Genomic DNA, 23,164 nt, shown 5'->3' on the forward strand with positions numbered 1-23,164 from the left:
TGGAGCGATTACGGCTGTGAGATGGTTTCGTTGCGGGTGATCTCGGTGATCAACTGTCGACGCAGGTCGCGGTCGTGGCCGGTCTCGGTGAGTGCATCGACGTTGATCACGGTGATTCCGGCGCGGCGGTACGCGGCAATGTGCTCGGCCACCCGGTCGACGGAACCTACGATCAGCCCGTCGAAAGTGGCGCGAAGTTGCCGCGCTGCCGCTTCCCGCACGTCGACGCCGGCACCGAGCCCGCGTTCACGGTCGCGGGCGAATTGTGCCGAGGACAGTACCGTTTCGTCGGGTAGGGCGGTCAGAACGGCGTGGGCGCGAGCCCGCAGGAACGAGACGGTGTCCTCGGCGTCGGCGTCGGTGCTGCCCAGAATCACACGGAATTGCTTCCAGAATCGCAGTTCCCGGCCGAGCGGTGATGCGAGCGCACGCACCCGGGCGATCACCGCCTCCAGTTCGGTGAGCGTGGAGTAGCTACCCGCATAGGTGTCCGCGTATCGGGCTGCGAGGCCCATTGCAGCGATGGAGGAACCGCCGATCGAAATGGGTGGACGGGGTATCTGTTCCGGACGGAATCCGGCCCAGGCGTCGGCTACCTGGTAGAACTCGCCGTCGAAGTCGAATGGCTCGTCCGAGGTGAGGGTGCGCGTGAACACCTCCAGATACTCCGCAGCCCGGCGGTAACGCTCCGTCTTCGGAAGGAAGTCGCCGTCACGGCGGACGTCGACGTCACTGGAACCGATCACCATGTGCACACCCGCTCGGCCGTGGGAGAGCCGGTCGAGCGTGGCGAAGGAGCGCGCCGCGACGGTGGGTGCCGTGACGCCGGGACGGTGCGCCACCGTCACCCCGGCTGAAGTCGTTGCGGTGGCGGCAGCGCCGGCGACCAACCACGGGTCCGCCCACGAACTGTAGATGTGGACCAGTGAGCGGTGGTAGCCGTCGATCTCGTCTTGTCTTGCCTGCCGGCCGATGTGCTCGGGGTCCACCTCGCGCGCCCGGACTGCGGGAAGGAAATGCACTGCTCTCCGATCGTCGGGGGTGCTCCCGGCTTCCGGCGCGGACAGGACAGCGCCGACCAAGTCGATCGTCATGACGTGTGTGCTCCTTGGTGGGCAGGTTCGCCGAGCTGGTCGGCGAGCAATGCGCGAGTGTAGGGATGGGAGGGGGCGTTCCAGATCGATTCCGTGTTCCCCTGTTCGACGATCTGACCTGCGCGCATGACGACCACCCGTTCGCAGAGCTGCCGGACCACCGCGAGATCGTGCGAGATGAAGAGAACGGTCATGCCCCTCGATTCCCGAAGTCGCCCGAGGAGATCCAGAACCGCGGCCTGGCTCACCAGATCGAGTGCCGATACCGGTTCGTCGCAGACCAGAAGCTCCGGGTCGCTCGCCAGAGCTCGTGCGATGGCGAGTCGTTGCCGCTGACCCCCGCTGAGGGCGCGGGCCTTCCGGTTCAGGAATTCGTCGCCCAGTCCCACGGCCGCGAGCAGTTCGGATCGACGTTGTCCCAGATGGGGTCGGCGGGTACCCGCTGCCGACAGAGCTTCGTCGAGAATTGCGGTCACGGTGTAGCGGGGGTCGAAGGAGTTGTAGGTGTCCTGGTGGATCAGTTGGAGACGCCCACGCATGGAGCGTCGACGCTTTTCCGGTTCCGAACTCCAGGGCTGACCGTCGAAGCGAACCGAGCCGGAATCGGGTTGCAGCAGAGCGAGTGCCAACAGTGCGACCGTCGATTTTCCGGAGCCGGACTCGCCGACCACGGCCACCGATTCTCCGCGGCGCAGTGTCAGATCGAGATCTCGTATCCCGCGTGGCGACAGCCCGGTTTTGAACTGCTTCGTCACCGAATTCATTTCGAGAATCGGTTCGCCGATCTCGGTGCGAGCGCCGGGGGTGGCAGCAGAGCGTCCCGGAATCGCTGCGATCAACGCCCGGGTGACCTCGTGTCGAGGATTGCTCAGGACGTCGTGGACGGTGCCTTGCTCGACGATCGTGCCCTCGGACATCACCAGGACGCGGTCGGCGACCGCCGCGACCACGGAGAGATCGTGACTGACGAGGACCACGGCGAGGCCGCCCGCCCGTAGTTCTCCGAAGAGTTCGAGAATGCGAGCTCGGGCGCGTACGTCGAGGGCGGTGGTCGGCTCGTCGGCGATCAGCAGAGCCGGACTTGCAGCCAACGCGGAGGCGATCAGGATGCGCTGCCGTTGACCGCCGGAGAATTGGTGGGGGTAGTCGCGCAGGCGGTCGCCGATATCGGTGAGATGGACCTGCTCGAGTAGCTCGTGCACCTTCTCGGTGCGCTGCGCCCCGCTCCGGAGCCGATGCGTTGCAATCGGTTCGGCGATCTCCTGACCGACGGTTCGCAGCGGGTCGAGTGACGCCAGTGCGTCTTGCAGAACCAGGCCGACTTTTCTGCCCCGGAAGTGGTTCCACTCCCGTTCGGAAAATCCGCTGACATCCGCACCTGCCACCGCGAGGGTGTGTGCCGTGACGACACTGTGCCTTCCCGTCAAGCCGAGCAACGCCCGTGCCAGCGTGCTTTTTCCGGACCCCGACGACCCCACCACTGCAACGCATTCACCGGCGCGAACGGTCAGGGTGGCGTCGTGGACGGCCGGCGTCGGTGATCGCGCGTAGGTGACGTCGAGACCACTCACGTCCAGAAGCACTGCATTGTCGGTGTTGCGGTTCACGGCGTATCACTTTCCGAGCGGGATTCGAGGGCGCGGCCCAGGACGGTCACGGCGATGACGACCGTGGTGATGGCGATACCCGGGAACAGGCCGATCCACCAGGCCTGCCCGAGGAAGTTCCGTCCTTCGGCCAGCGTGAGTCCCCATTCCGGGTTCGGCGGACCGGCACCGAATCCCAGAAAGCTCAGTCCGGCAGCAACGATGATGTTGGTGCCCGCGCTGATGGTGGCGAGAATCAGGACCGGGCCGAACGCGTTGGGCAGCACGTGTCGAAACAGAATCCGGCCTCGCGATACTCCGAAACCGACGGCGCTTCGCACGTACAGCGACGTCTGGATCAGCTGTGCGCGTGAACGAATCAGTCGGGCGTAACTCGGGGCGGAGCCGATTCCGATGGCCAGCATCACGTTCACGGTGCCGGGGCCGAGAACAGCCAGGACGAGGAGCGCGAGCAGGATCTCGGGAAAGGCGAGACCGATGTCGTTGACCCGCATGACCACCGTGTCGAGAATCCGTGGTCCGGCGACGGCGACGAGTCCGACCAGGCAGCCCAAAGCTACCCCGATCGAGGTTGATCCGAAACCGATGGACACCGACGATCTGGTTCCGTACACCAACCGGGACAGCAGATCTCGCCCGAGCTGATCCGTTCCGATCAGATGATCCGCGCTCGGCGCCTGCAGCGTTGCTGCGTAGTCGGTCTTGTCGGGATCCATCGGTGCGAACAACGCGGGCCACAGTGCAGCGAGGACGACAAGCCCCAGCGCGATACTCGCTACAGCGGCCGGCAGGACGGTGGCCCATTTCGGCCTCTGCTTGGTGATCATGATCTGTTCCCCGCACGTAGTCGCGGATCCACCACGAGGCTCAGCAGGTCGACGAGCATGTTCACGAGAACGAACGCCAGGGCGCAGAGCATCACCACGGCGGTCACCACGGGGATGTCGCGGGTGGTGATCGCGTCGACGAGCAGTCGGCCGAGTCCCGAACGGGCGAAGACCGTTTCGATCAGCACCGCACCACCGAGGAAACCGGCCAGCGCCCATCCGCTCAAGGTCAACGTCGGGATAGTCGCATGGCGCAGACCGTGCCGGATCACGATGCCGGGACGTCTCACGCCGCGGGCACGGATCGTCACGTCGAACGGTTGGGCGCGGGCGTGATCGATCCCCTCGCGAAGCACCCGAGCCAGGATGCATCCGATCGGAATTGCCAGTGTGATGCTCGGCAGAACGAGCGCCGAGAAGCCGGCGCTGCCGGTCGACGGGAACCAACCGAGCCCGAAGGAGAACACGGTGATCGCCAGAATTCCGATCCAGAAACTCGGTGCCGAACTTCCGATCAACTCCACGGTGCCGATGATCGATCGGACCACGCGGCCGCCGATCGACGACATCACGGCCAAGGTGAGGGCCACGACGATCGCGACCACGAACGCTCCGAGGGCCAACTGCGCCGTCGACGATATTCGTTCCCCGATCAGATCGGTGACGTCGCGGCCGAGCCGATATGATCGGCCGAAGTCCAGCGTCGCGATCCGAGCGAGGAACATCACGTACCGCACCAGGATCGGTTCTCCCAGTCCGAGATCTGCCCGGACGGTCTCACGGAGCGCCGGTGACGCGCCGACGTTCGGGCCGAGGAGCGCGTCCACCGGATCGCCGGGTATCAAGGTCAGTGCGAGAAAGGACACGGTGGCGGCACCCCACAGCACGGCGAGCACCTCTGCGGTACGGCGCAGCACGATCAACGGCCATCGGGCGGTCATCGGTCACCCGAGGTCCAGGCGGTGTAGAAGTTCGGCAGGATGTCGGTGGCAAAACCCAGATCGTGAACTCGAGCGGACGACGCCGTCACGATGGGGGCGACGTAGGCGGGTAGCCCGTAGCCCTTCGTGATGATCAATTCCTGTGCATCACGGTAGTATTCGCCGCGCACTACGGGGTCGGACGTGGTCAGGCCGAGCTGGAGGAGTCGATCGAGGTCCGGGTCGTGGATCTGCGACGCGTTGGCCCCGCCGTCGACGAACTGCTGATCCGAACCGTACACCGTGCGCAGCACGTCGGGATCGGTACCGCTCCAGGCGAATGCGATGATGTCGTATGCACCCGAGTTGCGGACGTCGATGTACGTGCCGTTCCCGATCGGCTCGATGGTCAGTTCGATGCCGAGGTCTTTCAGCGCCGCCTGCACTGCGGTGTCGAAGGTGATCCGCTCGGGCTTCTGGTAGGTGGGGTCGTAGATCAGACCGATCGTGAACCGCTTGCCGCCGGACGTCCGGTATCCGTCGGCATCACGCTGGGTGTAGCCGAGTTCGTCGAGAAGCGCTGCGGCGCCGTTCGCGTCGTACCCCCACGACTGCGGCAGGATGTCGTCGTAGGAGAAAACCGCCGGGTTCAGCGGGGAACCGGCCGGAGCGTACTTACCCTGGAAGATGCCCTGCGTCAGGGTGGGCAGGTCGATACCCTTCTGCACGGCCAGGCGGGCGCGCTCGTCGTCGAACGGTGCGCGGGAGGTGTTGAAGAAGTACGTGTACGGAATTCCGGTCGGGTTCTTCGTGTTGACCTCGACCGCGGAGTTCTGTTGCAGCGAAGTGAGATCCGTGGCAGCGACCTGGTCGATGAAGTCTACCTCGCCGCTGGTCAATGCGCCGAGCCGGATCGAGCTTTCGGGCAGGATGCGGAAATCGACACGGTCCAGGCGGGCCGGGCCGGAGTGCCCGACTCCGGTGGGAGCCCACCGGTAGTCGTCGTTACGGGTGAACGAGAATCCTTCTGCGCTGGAGTTGGAACTCGCCACGAACGGGCCGGTGCCCACCTGCACCGGCCCACCCTGACACAGGTCGTCGCCGTGCTCGCTGATGGAACGAGGGGAGTGGAAGCCGAGATTGGTGCTGCTGACCGCGCGCAGGAACGGGCTGTACGCGGAGGACAGGCGTACCACGGCGGTGTGGGCGTCGACGACGTCGGTGCTCTGGTACGGGCTGATGAGTTGGCCGGCGAACTGAGACGCTGTCGACGGTGCGACGATGCGGTCGAAGTTGGTCTTGACGGCAGCTGCGTCGAACACGGTGCCGTCGTGGAATTTCACGTCGTCGCGCAGGGCGAACGTGTAGGTCAGTCCGTCGTCGGACACCGTCCACGCGGTGGCCAGCCACGGGGCGAACGTACCGTCCGAGTTCTCGTACACCAGGGAGTCGTAGACGTTGCGCATGATCGAGGACGTCTGGCCGGCGGGACTGATCTGCGGATCGAAACAGTCCGGCGCCGTGCCGATGCCCACGGTGATCGCACCGCCCGACACAGGTTCTCCGACATCGTGATTCGTCGGTGTCGGAGAACTACATCCGGCGGCTGCCAGCGCGCCGACGGTCAGAATCGACAGGACAACGGACGTGGTGGTGAGTTTCGAGGTGGACAGCACACGTTCATTGTCGAAAGCTCAGGATGCCGCAACCAGTCCCGGGTTCGTCCTGTGATGAAAACTCACAGGCTCGGAGTTCGTCGATCGCAGGTAGCGCCGCAGGTGGTGCACGCCTGCCGCCTCCACCGGACGTTGCAGGAACAGTGTTCCCGCACCGGAGCCGTGTGGGGTGAGCAACATCTGGTGAAGTTTGATCGGCGTGGAATCGAGCTCCGCGAAGAACTCGGACGGTCCCATCGGATCCATGCTCTGGCAGGTCCACCACCCGGCGAGGTCAGGGGGCCTCGTGATCGAGGATCCGGTAGATCCGATCCACTCGATCGTCCGAGCGGAAAGGGGCGGTCTGCGTTCGGAACTGACCGAGGTGACCCCGAAGTACGTCGAGCCTCCCATCGCCGAGAACGTGATGTGCGCGCTCGGACGTCGCCAGGACGATCATGTGGTTGCGGTACTCCGCCTGCACATTCGACGGATCACCCCACACGGCCGCGTAGGCCTGATTCCAGGCCACCACGTCGAACCACTGATCGAGCAGGAATGCCGGACCGTGCTTCCAGTCGTCGATCATGAACTGCAGGGAAAGGTCGTTTTCGAGATCGATTTCCTGCCGGTGCACCGCCGGGGCGAAACCCGCCAACGTCAGCATGTACGCGAACGATCCGTCGGAGAGTTGCAGTGCCCGGCCAATGGATTCGAGGACCTGCCGTGACGCGCTCACCCGGCCCTGCTCGAGCCACGTGTACCAGGCGAGACCCACCCCGGCCAGGAGCGCCACCTCCTCACGGCGAAGGCCGGGGGTTCGTCGGCGTCCGGTGCTCGCAACCCCGACGTCCGCCGGTCGGGTGTTCTCCCGGTGCGCGCGCAAGAACACCCCCAGCAGTCTCGCCGACTCCGACGCCGATCCTGGCGAGCCGCTCATCGGGCCGTGCTCCGGTGTCGCCGCGGTTCGTGCTGCTTCACGTATCGCTCCGTGCTGTCGTGGTCAGAACCAATCAACGATCGTATGCCGGTCCGGGAGAATCAACAGTTTCACTCTCGCAGATTTCATCCAGCTCAGGACGCGCCCACTCCGCCGAGCCCACGGGAGATGCCGCGGGCGGCGGCGGTCAGCGCCGGAAGTAGCGGAGCCGGGTCATGGTCTATCGGGACCACCGTCGAGACTGCGGCGACGACGGCGCCGCGCGCCGCCCGCACCGGTGCGGCCAGCGCCAGGGTGCCGATGTTGAGGTGTTCACGACAGATGACGAAGCCCGCGCGGCGGATCTCGTCGAGTGTTGCCCGCAGGACGCGTTCGGACGTGATGGTGTTGGCCGTGAACGACGGCAGTCCACGTGCCAGTACTTCGCCCAGGAGATCACTGCTGCCGTGAGCGAGGAGAACCAGACCTCCGCTGGACGCGTGCAACGGCAGTCGACCGCCGGCGCGGCCGACGACCGGCACCGCTCGGTGGGCGGACAACCGCTCCAGGTACAGGGCCTCGATTCCTTCGCGAACCACCAATTGCACGTTCTCGTGGGTTGCTTCGTAGAGATCTTCGAGAAACGGCATCGCCACCTGACGTAGACCGTGAGCACCCGGAGCCAATGCGCCGAGTTCCCACAGCCGTACACCGATCACGTACCTGCCGTCGTCGCGCCGCTCGAGTGCGCCGTGGGCGACCAGGCGCCCACAGAGGCGATGCACGGTGGGTAGCGGTAAGCCGGTGCGGCGGCTGATGTCCGACTGGCTCAGTCGCGGTGTGGACGCGTCGAAAGAGCCGAGAACCGCGAAGGCCCGGCCGATCAAGGTTCGGTCGTCGGCATCCATCACATCATTGTGGCGCACCGCCGTTCCGTTCAGAAGAGTGGATGGCCGCAATGCAGTGGTGTGCCGACGTAGTTCTCGGCGATCAGCGTGCGGCCGGCGACGGACCGCGTCACCATGTCGAGTTCGGCGATCTGCCTGCGGCGATCGAAACCCGAACCTTCGGGAAGGCGATGCAACATCGACGACATCCACCAGGAGAAGTGTTGGGTACGCCAGACTCTCGGAAGAACCGTGGCGGTGTATCCGTCGAGCACGGTGCGGTCGGAGGCGACGAAGAAACGGTCCATGGCTGCGGAAAGTGCATAGACGTCGGCGATCGCGAGGTTCATTCCCTTGGCGCCGGTAGGTGGCACCGTGTGTGCGGCGTCCCCGGCCAGGAACAGGTTGCCGTGCTGCATCGGTTCGCAGACGAAGCTGCGGAACTGGAGGATCGATTTCTGGAAGATCTTGCCGTCCTTGATTTCTGCTCCCTCGCCGTCGACACGCATGTGCAGCTCGTCCCAGATGCGGTCGTCGGACCAGTTGTCCACCGAGTCGTCCGGATCGACCTGGAGATAGTGCCGTTGCACCTCGGGGGTTCGGGTGCTGATCAATGCGAATCCGCGTTCGTGATTGGCGTAGATCAACTCGTCCGACGACGGCGGCGCTTCGGCGAGGATGCCGAACCAGGCGAACGGGTACTGGCGGAAGTGGTCCGCGCGGACCGTTTTCTCGGGGATCAGCTTTCGGGTTTCGGTACGAGAGCCGTCACAGCCGGCGACAAGTGCGCACTCGAGGGTGCGTGAATGTCCGTCGGCATCGACGAACCTGATCTTGGGCGTGTCCGAGGTGTGATCGAGCACCTGGGCGTCGCGGACTCCGAAGCGGATGTCGCCGCTGTCCGCGATGCGCCGTTCGATCAGATCCTTGAGCACCTCGTGCTGGGGATACACCGTGACGGCGCGCCCGTCGGTCAGTTCGTCGAACGCGATCCGGTGCCCGTGTCCGTCGAAGCGCAGCTCTATTCCGTGATGCCGCAAACCTTCTCGTTGCAGACGATCGCCGAGGCCGGTCTCGACCATCAGGTCGACTGTGTTCTGCTCGAGAACCCCGGCACGAATGGTGCTTTCCACCTCGCTGCGGGTGCGTGACTCGAGGACGACGGATTCGATGCCTCGTAGATGGAGCAGGTGCGAGAGCATCAAACCCGCCGGGCCACCTCCGACTATTCCGACAGCAGTACGTTCGACGGTCATGGGGGTTCTCCTCGACGTGGGGTGATCGTTTCGACTACTTTCGACCACACCCAGTCCCGCGACCAGTACCGTTTTCGCTCAGTGAAAGTTCGAACGTGCCGGTGTCAGCTCACCCGCTCGAACACCGCCGCCAATCCTTGGCCACCGCCGATACACATCGTTTCGAGACCGAAGCGGGCCTCGCGCCGGTCCATTTCACGGAGCAGAGTGGCGAGGATACGTCCACCCGTTGCTCCTACCGGGTGACCGAGTGAGATTCCCGAACCGTTGGGGTTGATCCGCGAGTCGTCGGGTTCGAGGTTCCATTCGCGCAGTACCGCGAGGGCCTGTGCGGCGAAGGCCTCGTTGAGTTCGATGACGTCGATGTCGGCAAGGGTCAGACCGAGCCGGCCGAGTGCTTTCGCCGATGCCGGGACGGGGCCGATTCCCATGGTGCGCGGCGCGACACCGGCGACGCTCCAGCTCGCCAACCGGGCGAGGGGTCGCAGTCCGAGTTGCTTCGCCTTCTCTGCCGTGGTGACGACGGCCAGTGCAGCGCCGTCGTTCTGGCCGCTGGCGTTACCGGCGGTGACCGTGGCGTCCGGATCTGTCTTGCCGCGGATGGGGCGAAGACGGGCAAGGGATTGCGATGAGGTGTCGGCGCGGGGATGCTCGTCGGTGTCGACGACGAGCGCATCACCCTTACGTTGGGGAACGGGCACTGCGACGATCTCCTCGGCGAAGGCACCGCTGAGTTGCGCTGCGACGGCGCGTTGGTGTGACTGCACGGCCAGCGCGTCCTGATCGGCGCGGCTGATGGAGTACTCGGCGCGCAGATTCTCGGCTGTCTCGATCATGCCGCCGGGGACGGGGAAGTCGCGGCCGCCGGCCGTCACGCGGGCGCGCGCCAGCCGGTCGTCGAGTGCGACCGCTTCGCCTTTGACACCCCACCGCATGCCGGTGGCGTAGAACTCGGCCTGACTCATCGACTCGGCGCCGCCGGCGAGAACGAGATCGCTGCTGCCGGACTGGACCTGCATGACGGCCTGGATGACGGCCTGCAGTCCGGATCCGCACCGACGATCGACCTGCATACCGGGAACGTCGATGCCGAGTCCGGCGTTGAGCGCCGCGATGCGACCGATGGCAGGCGCTTCACCGTTCGGTGACGCCTGCCCGAGAATGACGTCGTCGACGTCGAGTCCGGAGATGCCGGTGCGCGAGACGATTTCGGTGATCAAGGTCGACGCGAGATCTTGCGGGGCGACATCGCGGAAGACGCCGCCGAACCGTCCGACCGGGGTGCGGACGGGTTCGCAGATGACTACCTCTGGCATAGCGCGGTTCCTTCTCGTGTGCTCGTTGTCGTGGGCTCGTTCAGCGGGTTGCCGACGAATGATTGTTCGAGTTCTGGGTACGGCCGAGGTCGGCGGAGATGGCGTCGGCGGTCGAGACCGCCGCCGGAACCAGTTCGCTGCGAACAGCGTCCGCCGAATACCTGGCCGCCTGAGTCGAGATGTTGACCGCCGCAACTGTGTCCCCGGCGGCGTCGCGGATCGGTGCTGCCAGCGACCGCAGACCTTCTTCCAGTTCCTGATCGACTATCGAGTAGCCGCGTTTTCGGATCCTCGCGATCTCGGTGCGTAGTCCGTCGGCGGTGGTGATCGTCTTTCCGGTCAGTGGCGCGAAGTTGACCCGTGCCAGATATCTCTCCAGAAGATGTGCCGGCAGTCCGGCGAGCAGAACTCGACCCATGGAGGTGGCGTAGGCGGGAAATCGAGTGCCGATGGTGATGGAAACGGTCATGATGCGGCTGACCGGAACGCGCGCCACGTACACGACGTCGTCGCCGTCGAGTATCGACACCGACGTCGATTCGCGGACCTGGGCGGACAGCGCTTCGAGATGTGGTCCGGCGATCTCCGGCAGCGACAGGCTGGACAAATAGCTGTACCCGAGTTCGAGCACGCGGGGTGTGAGCTGAAAGACCGAACCGTCAGTACGTACGTATTGCAGTTCGACGAGGGTGAGGAGGAACCGGCGCGCCGTAGCCCTGGTCAGATCGGTGCGGCGAGCGACTTCACTCAGGGTCAGCCGGGGGTGCTCACCGTCGAACGCCTTGATGACGGAAAGTCCTCTGGCGAGGGACTGCACGTAGTCCGGTGACGGTCCGGGGGACTGCTCGTTGCCGGTCTCACTCATCGTCTCTCCTCGGTTCCAGGTCTGCGAGCGCCGCTTTACCCAGTGCGAAGGCCTGGTTGCTGTTCGGCACCCCCGCGTAGACCGCGGTGTGGAGAAATACTTCCACGAGTTCTTCCGAGTCGATTCCGGCACGCAGTGCGGCCCGGATATGCATGTCGAGTTCGTGTTCGTTGCCGAGCGCGGTGAGGATCGCCAACGTGAGCAGACGGCGAGTGCGATGATCGAGTCCGGGCCGCGACCAGATGTCACCCCACGCGGTCCTGGTGATGAAATCCTGGAACGGAGCCGTGAAGTCGGTGGTGCCGGCGATCGACCGATCGACGTGGGCGTCGCCGAGAACTTGCCGCCGAACGGTTTCCCCGGTATGCGAGGTGTGCGAGAGGATGTGCGCCGCAATCAGGGTGGTGATCCACCCGGCCTGCTCGACGTTGGCGAGATGGGCGCCTGGATCGACCACGTGCATGACCGATTCGGCGATTCCGTCGGCGATCGCGGACATCGTGGCGGGTGGGGTGGCGGCATCGTGTGCTCCCGCGACGAGCAGCGTCGGCGCCACTATACGGGCGAGGTCGGCGCGACCGTCCCAGGACGAGAGCGCTTCGCAGCATGCCGCGTAGCCTTCGTCCGGTGTCGCTTCGACCATTGCGAGGTGACGGGCGACAAGTTCCGGGTCACGAGCGGCGAGGTCTGCGGTGAACCATCGGCCCACGATCGCCTCGGCGATGGTGGCGATCCCGGCCGTGCGTACGGCGCGGGCACGGTCGATCCACGGCTGAGCCGGGGCGAACTGCGCGGACGTGCACAGCAAGGTCAGCGTCGCGACTCGGGTGGGATGGTGTGCGGCGATCCACTGGCCGACGGCGCCGCCGAGAGACAGGCCGACCAGATGCGCCGACTCGAGTTCGAGTGCGTCGAGTAGTGCGAGAACATCACCACCGAGGTCTGCGACGGTGTACGGGCCTGCGGGAACCGGCGATTTGCCGTGACCGCGGTGGTCGACGGCAATCACCCGGAATCTCGTGGACAGCGCATGGACCTGTGGCTGCCACATCGTGAGATCGGATCCGAGTGAGCCCAGGAGTACCACTGCGGGCGCGGTCGGATTGCCGGTCTGCGTGAAGCCGAGTTCGACGCTCATCGTGATTCTCCCGTTGGTCGTTCGGCGAGAGCGCGCGCAACCAGATCGGTGGCGTGGCCCAGATAGTGTGCCGGATCGAGAAGTTCGGTGAGCTCGGCCGGGGACAGGTAGCGGGCAATCGTGGGATCCTGATCCAGGGATATGCCGGAAGTTGCCGCAGCGGTGACTATCTCACGAGCTTGATCGGTGTGCGCCGACAGCTTCGCCGTGACACGCTCGGCCAGGATGGCGCCGCCGGTGAGATCGAGATTGCGGGCCATCGCTTCCGGATGCACCTGCAACCCGGTCAGGCTCGCCGACAGTTGGTGCGCTGCCCCGCCGGCCGATCGCACCAGATCGGTGACGGTTTCCCACTCGGCGTGCCAAGCACCGGCAGCCCGGGCGAACTCGTGATCCATGGCCGACAGGGTGGTCGCCACCAGGGCCGGGGCGCGGCGCGCTGCGGCCCTGGCTGTAACAGCGGCAACGGGATTGCGCTTGTGCGGCATCGTCGACGACCCCCCGGGAACCAGCTCGGACACCTCGGACAGTTCTGTCGAGGCCATCGCCACGATGTCGGTGGCAGGCTTGGACACCGCCCCCGCGACGATGCCGAATGTGGTCGCGAGTTCCGCGATGGTCACGCGATCGGTGTGCCACGGCACCGCCCGCCGTTCCAGACCGAGTTCGTCGGCGAGTGCGTCGGAGACCTTCATGCCGTCGGGATAACTGGCCGCGAGTGTGCCTGCGGCTCCGCCGAATTGGACCGGCAGCGTCGAGAGCGCGATGTCGAGGCGAACCGCCGCGGCGTCCAGCGCTGTGAACCAGCTGGACGCAAGGAGACCGAAGGTGGTCGGCAGTGCTTGTTGACCAAGAGTTCTCGCAACCATCGGAGTCGAGCGATGGACCGCGGCCAGGTGTGCGGCGGAGTCGGCGGCACGCGTCAGATCCGCGAGGACGAGAGTACCTGCGCGGCGGACGAGCAACATGAGCGCGCAGTCCATGACGTCCTGGCTGGTGGCACCCGGATGAACTACCGCTGCCGGCACACCGTCACGAGCGACTCGGGCGCGCAGGATCTTCACCAGGGGGATCACCGGATTTCCCCCGGCGGCAGCGGCACGGCCCAATGCGTCGACGTCGATCGCGCCGGGGCGTGACAGTTCGGCCGCGGCCGCAGCCACAGCAGCGCAGTGGTCACCGTCGGCCACGCCCACGGCGGCCGTGGCGCAACTCAGAGCGGCCTCCACGTCGAGCAGCGCGGTTATCCAGGCCTGGTCGGACAACTGCTGCGCTACCCCGGTGGCTCCGAACACCGGGTCGAACAGAGCTCCTCGTGTGGACACGTGAACTCCTCCTACAACTCGAAGAAGGGTGTTTCGACGCCGTGCGCGTCGTCGTCTTGAACATAGACCGTCCACGAGTAGCCGCCGTCGATCTTCGTGGCCGTCAGTTTCGCGCGCTCGGCCGATGACAGCGAGTTCAACACCGGGTCCTTCTCGTGCGCGTCGGCGTCCTCGGGGAAGTACAGCCGTGTGACCAGGCGATCGAGCATGCCCCGGGCGAAAATCGACACGTTGACGTGGGGGGCCTCGTCGGCGTCGGTCTCCGTGGGCACGGCCCCGGGTTTGACGGTGTGGACCAGGGCGGTTCCGGTGGGGTCGGCTGCGCTGCGGGCGAACCCACGAAAACCGGCAGGCGAGAGTGTGACGGCGCCACGCGGATCGCCGGAGTGATCGAAGCGTCCGAGGGCATCGGCCTGCCAGGTCTCGATCATGGCGTCGGCGACGGGAGCGCGATTGCCGTCGATCACCGTGATTGCCAGCGTGATCCGTCCGGGAACATCGGTCGGTGCGGCATCGGGGCCGTCAGCCCAGGGGAGGCCGATATGCCAGTAGGGGCCGACCGTCTGTGACGGGGTGAGGCCGAATCGGGCGGTGGTGAAGTCGCCCGGGATCACCGGGTAGATCGGTGCGTCGGTGGATCGAACGTGTGCTGACCGGTCAGTCATCGTGGTCTTCCTCGCTTTCGAATACGGAGGCGTCGCGCCCGCGCAGGACGATGTCGAAGCGGAAGCCCATGGCCCAGTGGTCGACGGTGGCGTTGTAGTCGAAGACGCTGACCATGCGGTGGCGTGCGTGTTCCGGTACGGCGTTGTAGATCGGATCCTGGAAGAACATCGGATCGTCCGGAAAGTACATCTGGGTCACGAGTCGCTGGGTGAATGCCGTTCCGAACAGCGAGAAGTGGATGTGTGCCGGCCGCCACGCGTTGTCGTGGTTCTTCCACGGATATGCACCGGGCTTGATCGTGGTGAAGGAGTACCGGCCGTCCGCGTCGGTGGCGCAGCGACCGAGGCCGTCGAAGTGGGGATCGAGGGGGGCGGGCCAGTTGTCACCGGTGTGCCGGTAGCGTCCGCCCGCATTGGCCTGCCAGACCTCGACAAGTGTGTGCGGGACGGGCTTGCCGTCGCCGTCGAGAACGCGTCCATGGACAACGATGCGCTGTCCTTGTGCTTCGCCGCCGTTGGCGAGGGTCAGATCGTTCTCGCCCGCGCCGACTCGGTCTTCGCCGAAGACCGGGCCGGTCAATTCGGTGAGGCGCTGGGGAAGCAGCTTGAGCGGTTGTTTCGGGTGGCGCGCAGAAGTCGTCTTGTAATCCGCGAAATCGGCCGGGGCGTTGACGCCTGCCGGGCGCCGGTAGCTCGGCGGGAGATGCAGCATGGGGAACCTCGTCGTTCGGTTACGCGAAGGCGTTCGCAATGTGTACATGTGTTGCGCTCTGCGAACAGGGTAGTTCGTCAACGTCACTCGAACAACCGTCGGATGCGGGATTGTTCGCTATGCGGACGAAGGTTCACAATACGCACGTCGGACGCTACTGTGGCTCACATGATGGACAAAGTCGTTCCCACTGCAGCCGGGGCCGTCGCCGACGTGCCCGACGGCGCCACGATCGCCGTCGGAGGATTCGGTCTGGTCGGCGTGCCGGAAATTCTCATCGCAGCCCTTCTCGAACAAGGCGCGACCGCACTCGAAACGGTGAGTAACAACTGCGGGACCGACGGATTCGGGCTCGGGGTGCTCCTGGAAAAACGTCGTATTCGCCGCACCATCAGCTCGTACGTCGGCTCCAACAAAGAGTTCGCCCGCCAGTACCTCGCCGGTGAACTGGAAGTCGAACTCACCCCGCAGGGCACTCTCGCCGAACGCATGCGCGCCGGTGGAGCCGGAATCCCCGCATTCTTCACCCCGGCCGGCGTCGGCACCCAGGTGGCCGACGGCGGCCTGCCGCTGCGCTACGACGGAAACGGCGGTATCGCAGTTGCCAGCCCACCCAAGGAAACTCGCGAATTCGACGGCGTCACGTACGTGATGGAACGCGGCATCGTCGCCGACTACGCCCTGGTACACGCCTGGAAAGGTGACCGCCACGGCAATCTCGTCTATCGCGCCAGCACCCAGAATTTCAACCCGGCCGCAGCCACCTCCGGTCGCATCACCATCGCGCAGGTGGAGCATCTGGTGCAGCCGGGTGAACTCGTGCCAGGCGAGATCCACACGCCCGGAATTCACGTACAGCGAGTTGTCCACGTCGGCCCGGTATCGGTCGGCATCGAGAATCGGACGGTGCGAGCATGAAACTCACCCGTGAACAGATGGCCGCGCGAGTTGCCGACGAGCTCGCGGACGGGCAGTACGTCAACCTCGGTATCGGCATGCCGACCCTGGTCCCGAATTACCTGCGAGACGACATCACCGTCGTATTGCATTCGGAGAACGGTGTTCTCGGTGTCGGACCGTATCCCACCGAAGACGAACTGGACCCGGAACTGATCAATGCGGGCAAGGAGACCATCACGGTTCTGCCCGGTGCTTCGTTCTTCGATTCGTCCGCGTCGTTCGGCATGATCCGCGGCGGGCAGGTGGATGTGGCCGTGCTCGGTGCCATGCAGGTCAGCGCAGGCGGTGATCTCGCGAACTGGATGATTCCCGGACACATGGTCAAGGGGATGGGCGGTGCGATGGATCTGGTGCACGGAGCGCAGCGCGTGATCGTCATGATGGAGCACGTCTCGAAGAAAGGCGAGCACAAGATCGTCGAACAGTGCTCCCTTCCGTTGACCGGCACGCGATGCGTCCAGCGCATCATCACCGACATGGCCGTCATCGACGTGACCGCACAGGGCCTGCGTCTGGTGGAAACCGCTCCCGGCGTCAGCGTCGACGAGGTGGTCGCGTCCACCGGAGCGCCTCTTCTCCTCTGACCGGTGCGTTGCCGGGTCGTGGTCGTAGATCCGACCCGGCAACGGAAGTCAGCGTCGAACGGGCGTGGCCGGAAGGATCCGGGCGTGGACATCGCCGAATCCGATCCGGGTGCCCCCCGGTCCGGGTGCGCAGGCGCTGATGGTGACGGTGTCGCCGTCCTCGAGGAAGGTGCGGGTCTCCGAGCCGACGGTAACGGGTTCAGATCCGCCCCAAGTCAATTCGATGAACGCTCCGCGCTGGTTCTTGTCCGGACCCGAGATGGTGCCGGACGCGAAGAGATCTCCGGTGCTCGCCGCCGCGCCGTTGACGGTGGTGTGGGCGAGCATTTGTGCCGGTGACCAGTACATCTGCGCGTAGGGCGGACGGGAGACGACGTGTCCGTTCCATTCGACGGCGAGATCGACGTCCAGCCCCCATTTCTGCTGCCCGCGCAGGTAAGGCAGGGGTTCCGGGTCCTGGATCGGGGTGTCGATCCGGGCAGCTTCGAGGGCGAGCAGTGGGACTACCCACGGTGAGATCGAGGTGGCGAAACTCTTGCCGAGGTGTGGTCCGAGCGGGACGTACTCCCAGGACTGCAGGTCGCGGGCCGACCAGTCGTTGACAATGACGACGCCGAAGACGTGTTCGGCGAAGGCATCGTGGTCGATGCGCTCGCCCATCCGGGATGCGGTGCCGACGACGAAGCCCAGCTCGGCTTCGATGTCGAGTCGGCGGGACGGTCCGAAATCGGGGTCGGCGTTCTCCGGTGATTTCCGCTGCCCACACGGCCTGATGACGTCGGTGCCCGAGACCACCACGGTGCTCGACCGACCGTGATAGCCGACCGGAAGGTGTTTCCAGTTCGGCATCAGCGGTGCGTCGTCGGGCCGGAACAGCCGGCCGAGATTGGTGGCGTGATGCTCCGAAGCGTAGAAGTCGACGTAGTCGGCCACCGCGATCGGTAGGTGCAGAGTCACCTCGCTTACGGGATGGATTGCTGTCGAACTGATGTCACTGGTGACGAGGTCCACGATCTGTCGGCGGACCTCTTTCCACCGAGGGAGTCCCTGCGCCATGAACGCGTTGAGAGTGGGTTCGGCGAAGACCGGGTCCAGCAGTGTCGCGGCGAGATCGACGACCGTGTCGGCCACGCGCACTCCGACGCGGGGCGCGTGGCCGACCGGGGAGAAGACACAATAGGGCAGGTTCTCTATTCCGAAAGGTGAATCGGACGGAATATCGATGACGGTGGTACTCATACGGGTAGTCCTTCGCTCTCGGGAGTTCGGTCGATCAGGCCGAGCTCGCCGAGTTCGGTGAGGGGATCGGTGATGCTGCAGGTGCCGAACGAACGGAACCGGCGGCGAGTGTCGGCGACCTGATCGGCAGTCAGATCGTTGAGAACACGTGCCAGTGCGGTTCCGCTCCGTTCGGCCAGCGCGCCGACGAGGTCGTGGTGATCACCACCGGCCGCGCCGATGGTCACGGCGAGAAGGATGTTGAGGAATCCGTGTTGCTCGAAACCGGTATCCGGATCGGTGTTGCGTACCGCGTGATGCAGTCCGGCCGTCGCCTTGAACGCCATGTTCGTGCCGACCACCGCGGCAATGGCATCGGCCAACTCGGCCTCGTCCGGATATGCATCTGCGACGATCCCACCGGTGCGGAACTTGGCCGAGTAGGCGGTGGTGCTCAATGCTGCGAGGTAGTCGTCGCGTCGAGAATCGCGGGGGACTTCGACGAACACGTCCACGAGTGGATGCGCGGCGCGAAAGCGTGCGAGTTCGTCGAATCCTTCGGCGGTAGCTGTTCCTTGCGGGGTACCCACCTCGACGGCCACAACGTGGATCCCGGGGACGGTGTTCGCGAGACTCCATGCGGCGGCGACGTCGGCGGGACCGGTAGGAACGGTCAAACTCACGTTCAGCGCGGTGTCGGGGAGTGTCCTGCCGTGTAGCTCACCGAGTCGAGGTGCGGGAAAAACCAATGGCCCGACCAGATCGTCGTAGCCGGACGTTCGGTGGCAGCGATGCTGCGAGAGTGCTTCCCCCAAGGGCGCATTGCCGGGTGGGAAGAGAGCGGCGTCGTCGCACAGGCCACGAAACAGTTTCGGTATCGACGTCATCGCTGCGGTCCTCGTCCGGCCCAGCTCCAGGCATAGGTGTCGTCTTCGCACGCGAGAGCTCCCTCGCCGAGCTCGAGAGGGCGGAACGTGTCGACCATGACCGCGAGTTCATCGAAGAACTCCGCGCCGATGCTACGTTCGTATGCACCGGGCTGTGGTCCGTGAGCGTGACCGCCAGGATGGACCGACACCGACCCCTGTCCGATGCCGGAACCTTTGCGGGCCTCGTAGTCGCCGCCGCAGTAGAACATGATCTCGTCGGAATCGACGTTGGAGTGATAGTAGGGCACTGGAATCGACAACGGATGGTAGTCGACTTTGCGGGGGACGAAATTGCAGATCACGAAGTTGTTGCCTTCGAATGCCTGATGTGCAGGCGGTGGTTGGTGGACTCGCCCGGTAATCGGCTCGTAGTCCGAGATGTTGAACGTGTACGGGTAGAGGCAGCCGTCCCAACCGACGACGTCGAAAGGGTGTGTCGGATACACCATTCGGGTTCCGACGATCCCGGCCGACGTTCGATGTTTGACCAGGACCTCGACGTCGGTCCCCACTGCGAGCATGGGCGCACTGGGCCCGTGCAGATCCCGTTCGCAGTACGGAGCGTTCTCGAGTAGCTGTCCGAAGCGGGACAGATAGCGTTTCGGTGGCACGACGTGACTGTTCGCTTCGATCGCGTATGCCCGAAGAGGGTTGTCGCCCTGTGGGATCCAGCGATGGGTGGTCGACATGGGAATGAGGATGTAATCCCCTTCTCGCGCTTCGAGCGAGCCGAAGACCGTCTCGACCACGGCGTTCCCGGACTCGATGTAGACCATCTCGTCGCCGATCGCATTGCGGTACAGCGGTGATTCACCACCGGCAACGACGTAGGAGAGCCGTACGTCGGCGTTGCCGAGGATCAAGCGTCGGCCGGTGACGACATCGGTCTGCGCCCAGATCTCCTCGGGGAAGAGTGAATGGAGCAGCAGGTGCCGAGGCTTGAGTGGATGGTTGGGGGTGGTGCTCTGATCGCGAAGCTCCCAAACCGTGGCATCTACTATCGCCGAAGGAATTTCACGATGATAGAGCAACGAGGAGTCCGAGGAGAAACCTTCTTCGCCCATCAACTCTTCGTAGTAGAGGCGGCCGCCGTTGTCGCTGCCGTCGCGATGCTGGGTGTGACGCTTGGGTGGTACGTGGCCGACTTGTCGGTAGAACGCCATGACCGCGCTCCTCCTGTCCCTGGTCTTTTCGTCTGAGCGGATATGCCTCACACTTATTTAATAAATATATTAACTATATTTACAGCCAGGTTGCAACCATATGCGGGGCCCAGATATCAGCCGGAAGCGGTGGTGGGCGGAATCAGGTCCGGTCGGAATCAGGTCCGGTCGGAATCAGGTCCGGTCGGAATCAGGTCCGGTCGGAATCAGTGGTGACCGGTGCGGTCAGTTTCGCCCGTGAACGTCGAACTGGCTGCGATTGGTGATCAGCTTGTTCAGGAGGAGCAAGAGAATGCGCTGCTCGGCCTCGGTGAGCACGTCGGCCCAGGCGAGTTCACGTTCGTTCTGTTCGCCGAAGGTGTCGACCATGGCGCGGCGGCCGGCGTCGGTGAGGAAGAGCTGGATCGACCGCCCGTCCTTCTTGCTGGGCCGGCTGTCGATCAAGCCGTCGTTGATCAGTGTTTTTGACAGATTGGACACGGCCGCCCGGCTCATTCCGGTCAACTCTGCGGCGGCTTTCGGTTCGATAGGGCCGGCCAACCAGGTGACGAACAGCAGGCGGAACGACGACCAGGACCAGCCTCGTGGGCGGTGAACCGACGACTCGAGGTCGTAAGTGACGATGTTGGAGGCCCGATTCAGGGTGAGCAGCAGCTCGGTGGCAAGCTTGTGGTGAACGCCCACTTCCTCGGCGAGCCTGTTGTTCGCCAGGTCGATGAACGACCAGAAGTTGAGTTCTTCACGCGATTCGGGGTCATCCATATTGATATCTTAGCTTCGGATAATTAGCTAATATATTTACAGTATTTTTCTGTTCGTTCCGAAACGAAAAGGTCTGCACGACACGTCCGGTTTCAACAACCGCCAAGACCGTTCGGAGTCGGCGGTGATGCGACGAGGTGCGATTCGATGGTGTCGTGGAACGTGGAAATCTGTTCACGCAGTACGGCGATGTTTCGCTCGTCCAGAGCGCAGGCGATATCGATACGCTGTTTCGACGTGGCCCCGGCCCACTCTCGCCAGTATTCGATCGGATGATCTGCGTGAGTGCCAGATTCCAGGCTCACGACCATTCGTGTGAGGAATCCGCAGATCGCCTGGAGCAACGGGTTATGGGAACACGCGACGAACGCGACCAGGAACTTGGTCACCGACCAGTTGAGGTCCGTGGGTACGACCACTGTCGCGCTGGCCTCCGCCGCTGCCCGCACCGCACAGACATCGTCGTCGTCTGCCGACTCGACGGCGATGTCGGCTGCATGAAGGATCAACGTCCGCATGAGTTCGACCAAATCCAGGATGCTCACGCTTTCCCATTGAACGAGAAGGGAGAGCGAGGTATCGAGGATGCACTGCGAGTCCTGAGCAACGTACGCGCCGCTGCCGTGACGGACCTCGAGCAGTCCGATCGAGCTGAGTGCTCGGACGGCTTCTCGAACCGTGGCCGTACTGACGCCGAACGTGGCGGCCATCTCCCGTTCGGCGGGGAGTTGGCCGCCACGCGGCAGTGTGCCGCTCACGATGTCGTGCCGTAGTCGATGGATGATCTGATCCGCCACCCGCTCACGGGTGACGGTGGCGCGTGGGCCCGGCGCGAAAGAGTCTCCGTGAGCCGACAACATGAACAATCCTCCACCTAGCCCTTGACGAATTTTCCGAAAAGCTGATTCTGCTCCGGTCAGAACTCCACCGAACGCCCGGCGACGCGACCCGAGTACAGGCACGGTCCGAACATGGTTCCTTCGAGGCCTGCGGTCCCGTTGATCGATCCACCTGCCATCCCGGCAACCTCGCCGGCGGCGTACAGGCCGGGAATCGGGGTGCCTTCCCGATCGAGCACCTTACCGTCGAGATCCGTCCGAACTCCGCCGAAATTCTTCTGGGCCATCGGAAACAGATTGACGGCTGCGAATCCGTTCCGCCCCACGGGTCGAAGACCGTCCAGACGACGCCCCGTCAGCGGATCCGTCTCTGCCCCGGATTCCAGTGCGTCGTTGAACTGGGCAATCGACTTCCTCAGAGCGGCGACAGGTAGCCCGGTGAACGTCGCCAGTTCTTCGACGGTGTCGGTCCGCACGGCGTGATCCGACTCGTCCCAGAAAGTCGACATGGCATCCGGGCACGGCCCTGCCGGCGTGGAGTAGTGCTCGTTGTCGATCAGGATCACGTCCGCGGCTTCGCTGCCGTCGAAGACACTCCACACGTGTTGTCCCGGCTGCGACAGGATTGCATCGGTTCCCGAGCGCCCGCCTTGAAGTGACTCGTCGTGGAATCGTTCGCCGAGTTCGTTGATCCACAGATCGGTTCCGACGCGTCGTAGCCCGAGTCCGCGATTTCCCGTCGCGTCCTGTGGATCGGGAGTTCCATTCGGATAGATCCAGACATTGCCCATCGAGACGAATTGTGCCCCGGCCGAGTCGAGAATCTCATGTCCCGAGCCGACGGCTGTGGCCGAACCGCCCAGAAGGAATCGGGTGATTTGGCGTAGCCGTGAACTGTGTTCGACCAGAAGATCTCGGTTGTTGACGAAACCGCCCGTTGCGACGATGACCGCGCGGCAGCGAACGTTGTAGGACTCGTCGGTTCCGACAGCGCGCACGCCGACTATCCGCCCGTCGTCCATGATGAATCGCTCCGCTCGCGCATCGGTGATCACCGTGGCGTCACGTCCGTGCAGGCGTCGAAGAATACCCTCGATGATGCCGATGCCGAACTGGCCGGCCGGATGCCACCGGGGAACCGAGTTGCCTTCGTGCATCAACGGAGATTCCCATGTGCCACCGGCCTCGACACACCATTGGTACACGTCGGTGTAACTGTTCTCGAGGTATCTCCTCGCCCATTCGAGATCGGCAGTCGGGCCGCCGAACTCAGCCCAGTCCGTGAGTGCACGTTCCACGGTGTCCTCGATGCCCAGCGCCGCTTGCTCGGGTGTTCCGACTATGCAGCACGCGGCACCGCTCATCGCCGACGCACCGCCGATCGAAGTCGCCGCTTCCAGCACGATCACCCCGGCTCCTCGACGGGCAGCTTCCGCGGCGGCGGCCAGGCCGGCCACCCCGGAGCCGATCACGACCACATCGGTGTCGTGCTCGATCATGTCTGTACCCTTCTCACGTCGCAA

The 23,164-nt window shown here is 64.5% G+C and carries 23 protein-coding genes; 2 read left to right on the top strand and 21 right to left on the bottom strand.

Annotation, left to right across the window (positions count from 1 at the left end; translation table 11 throughout):
* Window positions 1-8 precede the first annotated feature (8 nt).
* The 15 genes from ABH922_RS01580 to pcaH all read right to left on the bottom strand — a co-directional run bounded on the left by ABH922_RS01580 (window position 9) and on the right by pcaH (window position 15,186).
* Window positions 9-1,094, bottom strand: a complete 1,086-nt coding sequence (locus ABH922_RS01580; RefSeq protein ID WP_424805259.1) for an LLM class flavin-dependent oxidoreductase — start codon at window positions 1,092-1,094, stop codon at window positions 9-11.
* Complete coding sequence (locus ABH922_RS01585) at window positions 1,091-2,701, bottom strand: ABC transporter ATP-binding protein (RefSeq protein WP_424805260.1); 1,611 nt, start codon at window positions 2,699-2,701, stop codon at window positions 1,091-1,093. Before ABH922_RS01585 ends, ABH922_RS01580 begins: the two co-directional genes overlap by 4 nt.
* Window positions 2,698-3,528 carry an ABC transporter permease gene (locus tag ABH922_RS01590; protein ID WP_424805261.1) on the bottom strand — a complete coding sequence of 277 codons (831 nt, stop codon included), beginning with the start codon at window positions 3,526-3,528 and terminating at the stop codon, window positions 2,698-2,700. Before ABH922_RS01590 ends, ABH922_RS01585 begins: the two co-directional genes overlap by 4 nt.
* Window positions 3,525-4,469, bottom strand: coding sequence for an ABC transporter permease (locus ABH922_RS01595; protein WP_424805262.1), 945 nt, complete (start codon window positions 4,467-4,469; stop codon window positions 3,525-3,527). The genes ABH922_RS01590 and ABH922_RS01595 overlap by 4 nt, the downstream gene beginning before the upstream one ends.
* A complete protein-coding gene (locus tag ABH922_RS01600; RefSeq protein WP_424805263.1) occupies window positions 4,466-6,124 on the bottom strand; it encodes an ABC transporter substrate-binding protein in 1,659 nt (552 codons plus the stop codon). The genes ABH922_RS01595 and ABH922_RS01600 overlap by 4 nt, the downstream gene beginning before the upstream one ends.
* An 18-nt stretch (window positions 6,125-6,142) precedes the next feature.
* Complete coding sequence (locus ABH922_RS01605) at window positions 6,143-6,361, bottom strand: hypothetical protein (protein WP_424805264.1); 219 nt, start codon at window positions 6,359-6,361, stop codon at window positions 6,143-6,145.
* A 37-nt stretch (window positions 6,362-6,398) separates the two neighbouring features.
* Window positions 6,399-7,043 carry a helix-turn-helix domain-containing protein gene (locus ABH922_RS01610; protein WP_424805265.1) on the bottom strand — a complete coding sequence of 215 codons (645 nt, stop codon included), beginning with the start codon at window positions 7,041-7,043 and terminating at the stop codon, window positions 6,399-6,401.
* A gap of 134 nt (window positions 7,044-7,177) precedes the next feature.
* Window positions 7,178-7,930, bottom strand: coding sequence for an IclR family transcriptional regulator (locus ABH922_RS01615; RefSeq protein WP_424805266.1), 753 nt, complete (start codon window positions 7,928-7,930; stop codon window positions 7,178-7,180).
* Window positions 7,931-7,959: 29 nt separating this feature from the next.
* Entirely contained in the window at window positions 7,960-9,165 is a 1,206-nt protein-coding gene (locus tag ABH922_RS01620; protein WP_424805267.1) for a 4-hydroxybenzoate 3-monooxygenase, read from the bottom strand.
* Window positions 9,166-9,269: 104 nt separating this feature from the next.
* A complete protein-coding gene (locus ABH922_RS01625; RefSeq protein WP_424805268.1) occupies window positions 9,270-10,481 on the bottom strand; it encodes an acetyl-CoA C-acetyltransferase in 1,212 nt (403 codons plus the stop codon).
* 40 nt (window positions 10,482-10,521) lie between these two features.
* Window positions 10,522-11,346 (bottom strand): IclR family transcriptional regulator domain-containing protein, encoded by an 825-nt coding sequence (locus ABH922_RS01630; RefSeq protein WP_424805269.1) that lies wholly within the window; start codon window positions 11,344-11,346, stop codon window positions 10,522-10,524.
* Window positions 11,339-12,484, bottom strand: a complete 1,146-nt coding sequence (gene pcaD, locus ABH922_RS01635) for a 3-oxoadipate enol-lactonase (RefSeq protein ID WP_424805270.1) — start codon at window positions 12,482-12,484, stop codon at window positions 11,339-11,341. The genes ABH922_RS01630 and pcaD overlap by 8 nt, the downstream gene beginning before the upstream one ends.
* Window positions 12,481-13,809 (bottom strand): 3-carboxy-cis,cis-muconate cycloisomerase, encoded by a 1,329-nt coding sequence (gene pcaB / locus ABH922_RS01640; RefSeq protein ID WP_424805271.1) that lies wholly within the window; start codon window positions 13,807-13,809, stop codon window positions 12,481-12,483. The genes pcaD and pcaB overlap by 4 nt, the downstream gene beginning before the upstream one ends.
* 11 nt (window positions 13,810-13,820) lie before the next feature.
* Window positions 13,821-14,474 carry a protocatechuate 3,4-dioxygenase subunit alpha gene (pcaG, locus tag ABH922_RS01645; RefSeq protein WP_424805272.1) on the bottom strand — a complete coding sequence of 218 codons (654 nt, stop codon included), beginning with the start codon at window positions 14,472-14,474 and terminating at the stop codon, window positions 13,821-13,823.
* Window positions 14,467-15,186 carry a protocatechuate 3,4-dioxygenase subunit beta gene (gene pcaH / locus ABH922_RS01650; protein WP_424805273.1) on the bottom strand — a complete coding sequence of 240 codons (720 nt, stop codon included), beginning with the start codon at window positions 15,184-15,186 and terminating at the stop codon, window positions 14,467-14,469. The genes pcaG and pcaH overlap by 8 nt, the downstream gene beginning before the upstream one ends.
* A 171-nt stretch (window positions 15,187-15,357) precedes the next feature.
* Between pcaH and ABH922_RS01655 the strand changes: the two genes are divergently transcribed.
* Together ABH922_RS01655 and ABH922_RS01660 are read left to right on the top strand one after the other, a co-directional pair.
* A complete protein-coding gene (locus ABH922_RS01655; RefSeq protein ID WP_424809523.1) occupies window positions 15,358-16,104 on the top strand; it encodes a CoA transferase subunit A in 747 nt (248 codons plus the stop codon).
* Entirely contained in the window at window positions 16,101-16,730 is a 630-nt protein-coding gene (locus ABH922_RS01660) for a CoA transferase subunit B (RefSeq protein WP_424805274.1), read from the top strand. The genes ABH922_RS01655 and ABH922_RS01660 overlap by 4 nt, the downstream gene beginning before the upstream one ends.
* Window positions 16,731-16,778: 48 nt before the next feature.
* Here ABH922_RS01660 and fahA read toward each other — a convergent pair whose 3' ends face one another.
* From fahA to ABH922_RS01690, 6 genes are all read right to left on the bottom strand, one after another.
* Window positions 16,779-17,969 carry a fumarylacetoacetase gene (gene fahA / locus ABH922_RS01665; protein WP_424805275.1) on the bottom strand — a complete coding sequence of 397 codons (1,191 nt, stop codon included), beginning with the start codon at window positions 17,967-17,969 and terminating at the stop codon, window positions 16,779-16,781.
* Window positions 17,966-18,835 carry a hypothetical protein gene (locus ABH922_RS01670; protein ID WP_424805276.1) on the bottom strand — a complete coding sequence of 290 codons (870 nt, stop codon included), beginning with the start codon at window positions 18,833-18,835 and terminating at the stop codon, window positions 17,966-17,968. Before ABH922_RS01670 ends, fahA begins: the two co-directional genes overlap by 4 nt.
* On the bottom strand, window positions 18,832-20,040 hold the full coding sequence (locus tag ABH922_RS01675) for a homogentisate 1,2-dioxygenase (RefSeq protein ID WP_424805277.1): 1,209 nt from the start codon (window positions 20,038-20,040) through the stop codon (window positions 18,832-18,834). The genes ABH922_RS01670 and ABH922_RS01675 overlap by 4 nt, the downstream gene beginning before the upstream one ends.
* A gap of 225 nt (window positions 20,041-20,265) precedes the next feature.
* The gene (locus tag ABH922_RS01680; protein WP_424805278.1) at window positions 20,266-20,802 is read right to left on the bottom strand and encodes a MarR family winged helix-turn-helix transcriptional regulator; all 537 of its coding nucleotides are present in this window, start codon (window positions 20,800-20,802) and stop codon (window positions 20,266-20,268) included.
* 92 nt (window positions 20,803-20,894) lie between these two features.
* Window positions 20,895-21,662 carry a FadR/GntR family transcriptional regulator gene (locus ABH922_RS01685; protein WP_424805279.1) on the bottom strand — a complete coding sequence of 256 codons (768 nt, stop codon included), beginning with the start codon at window positions 21,660-21,662 and terminating at the stop codon, window positions 20,895-20,897.
* A 56-nt stretch (window positions 21,663-21,718) separates the two neighbouring features.
* Window positions 21,719-23,140, bottom strand: a complete 1,422-nt coding sequence (locus ABH922_RS01690) for an FAD-dependent oxidoreductase (protein WP_424805280.1) — start codon at window positions 23,138-23,140, stop codon at window positions 21,719-21,721.
* Between the last annotated feature and the right edge of the window lie 24 nt (window positions 23,141-23,164).

Origin of the sequence: Rhodococcus sp. 27YEA15, from assembly GCF_049739425.1 — a bacterium.
Taxonomy (GTDB): Bacteria; Actinomycetota; Actinomycetes; order Mycobacteriales; family Mycobacteriaceae; genus Rhodococcus_F.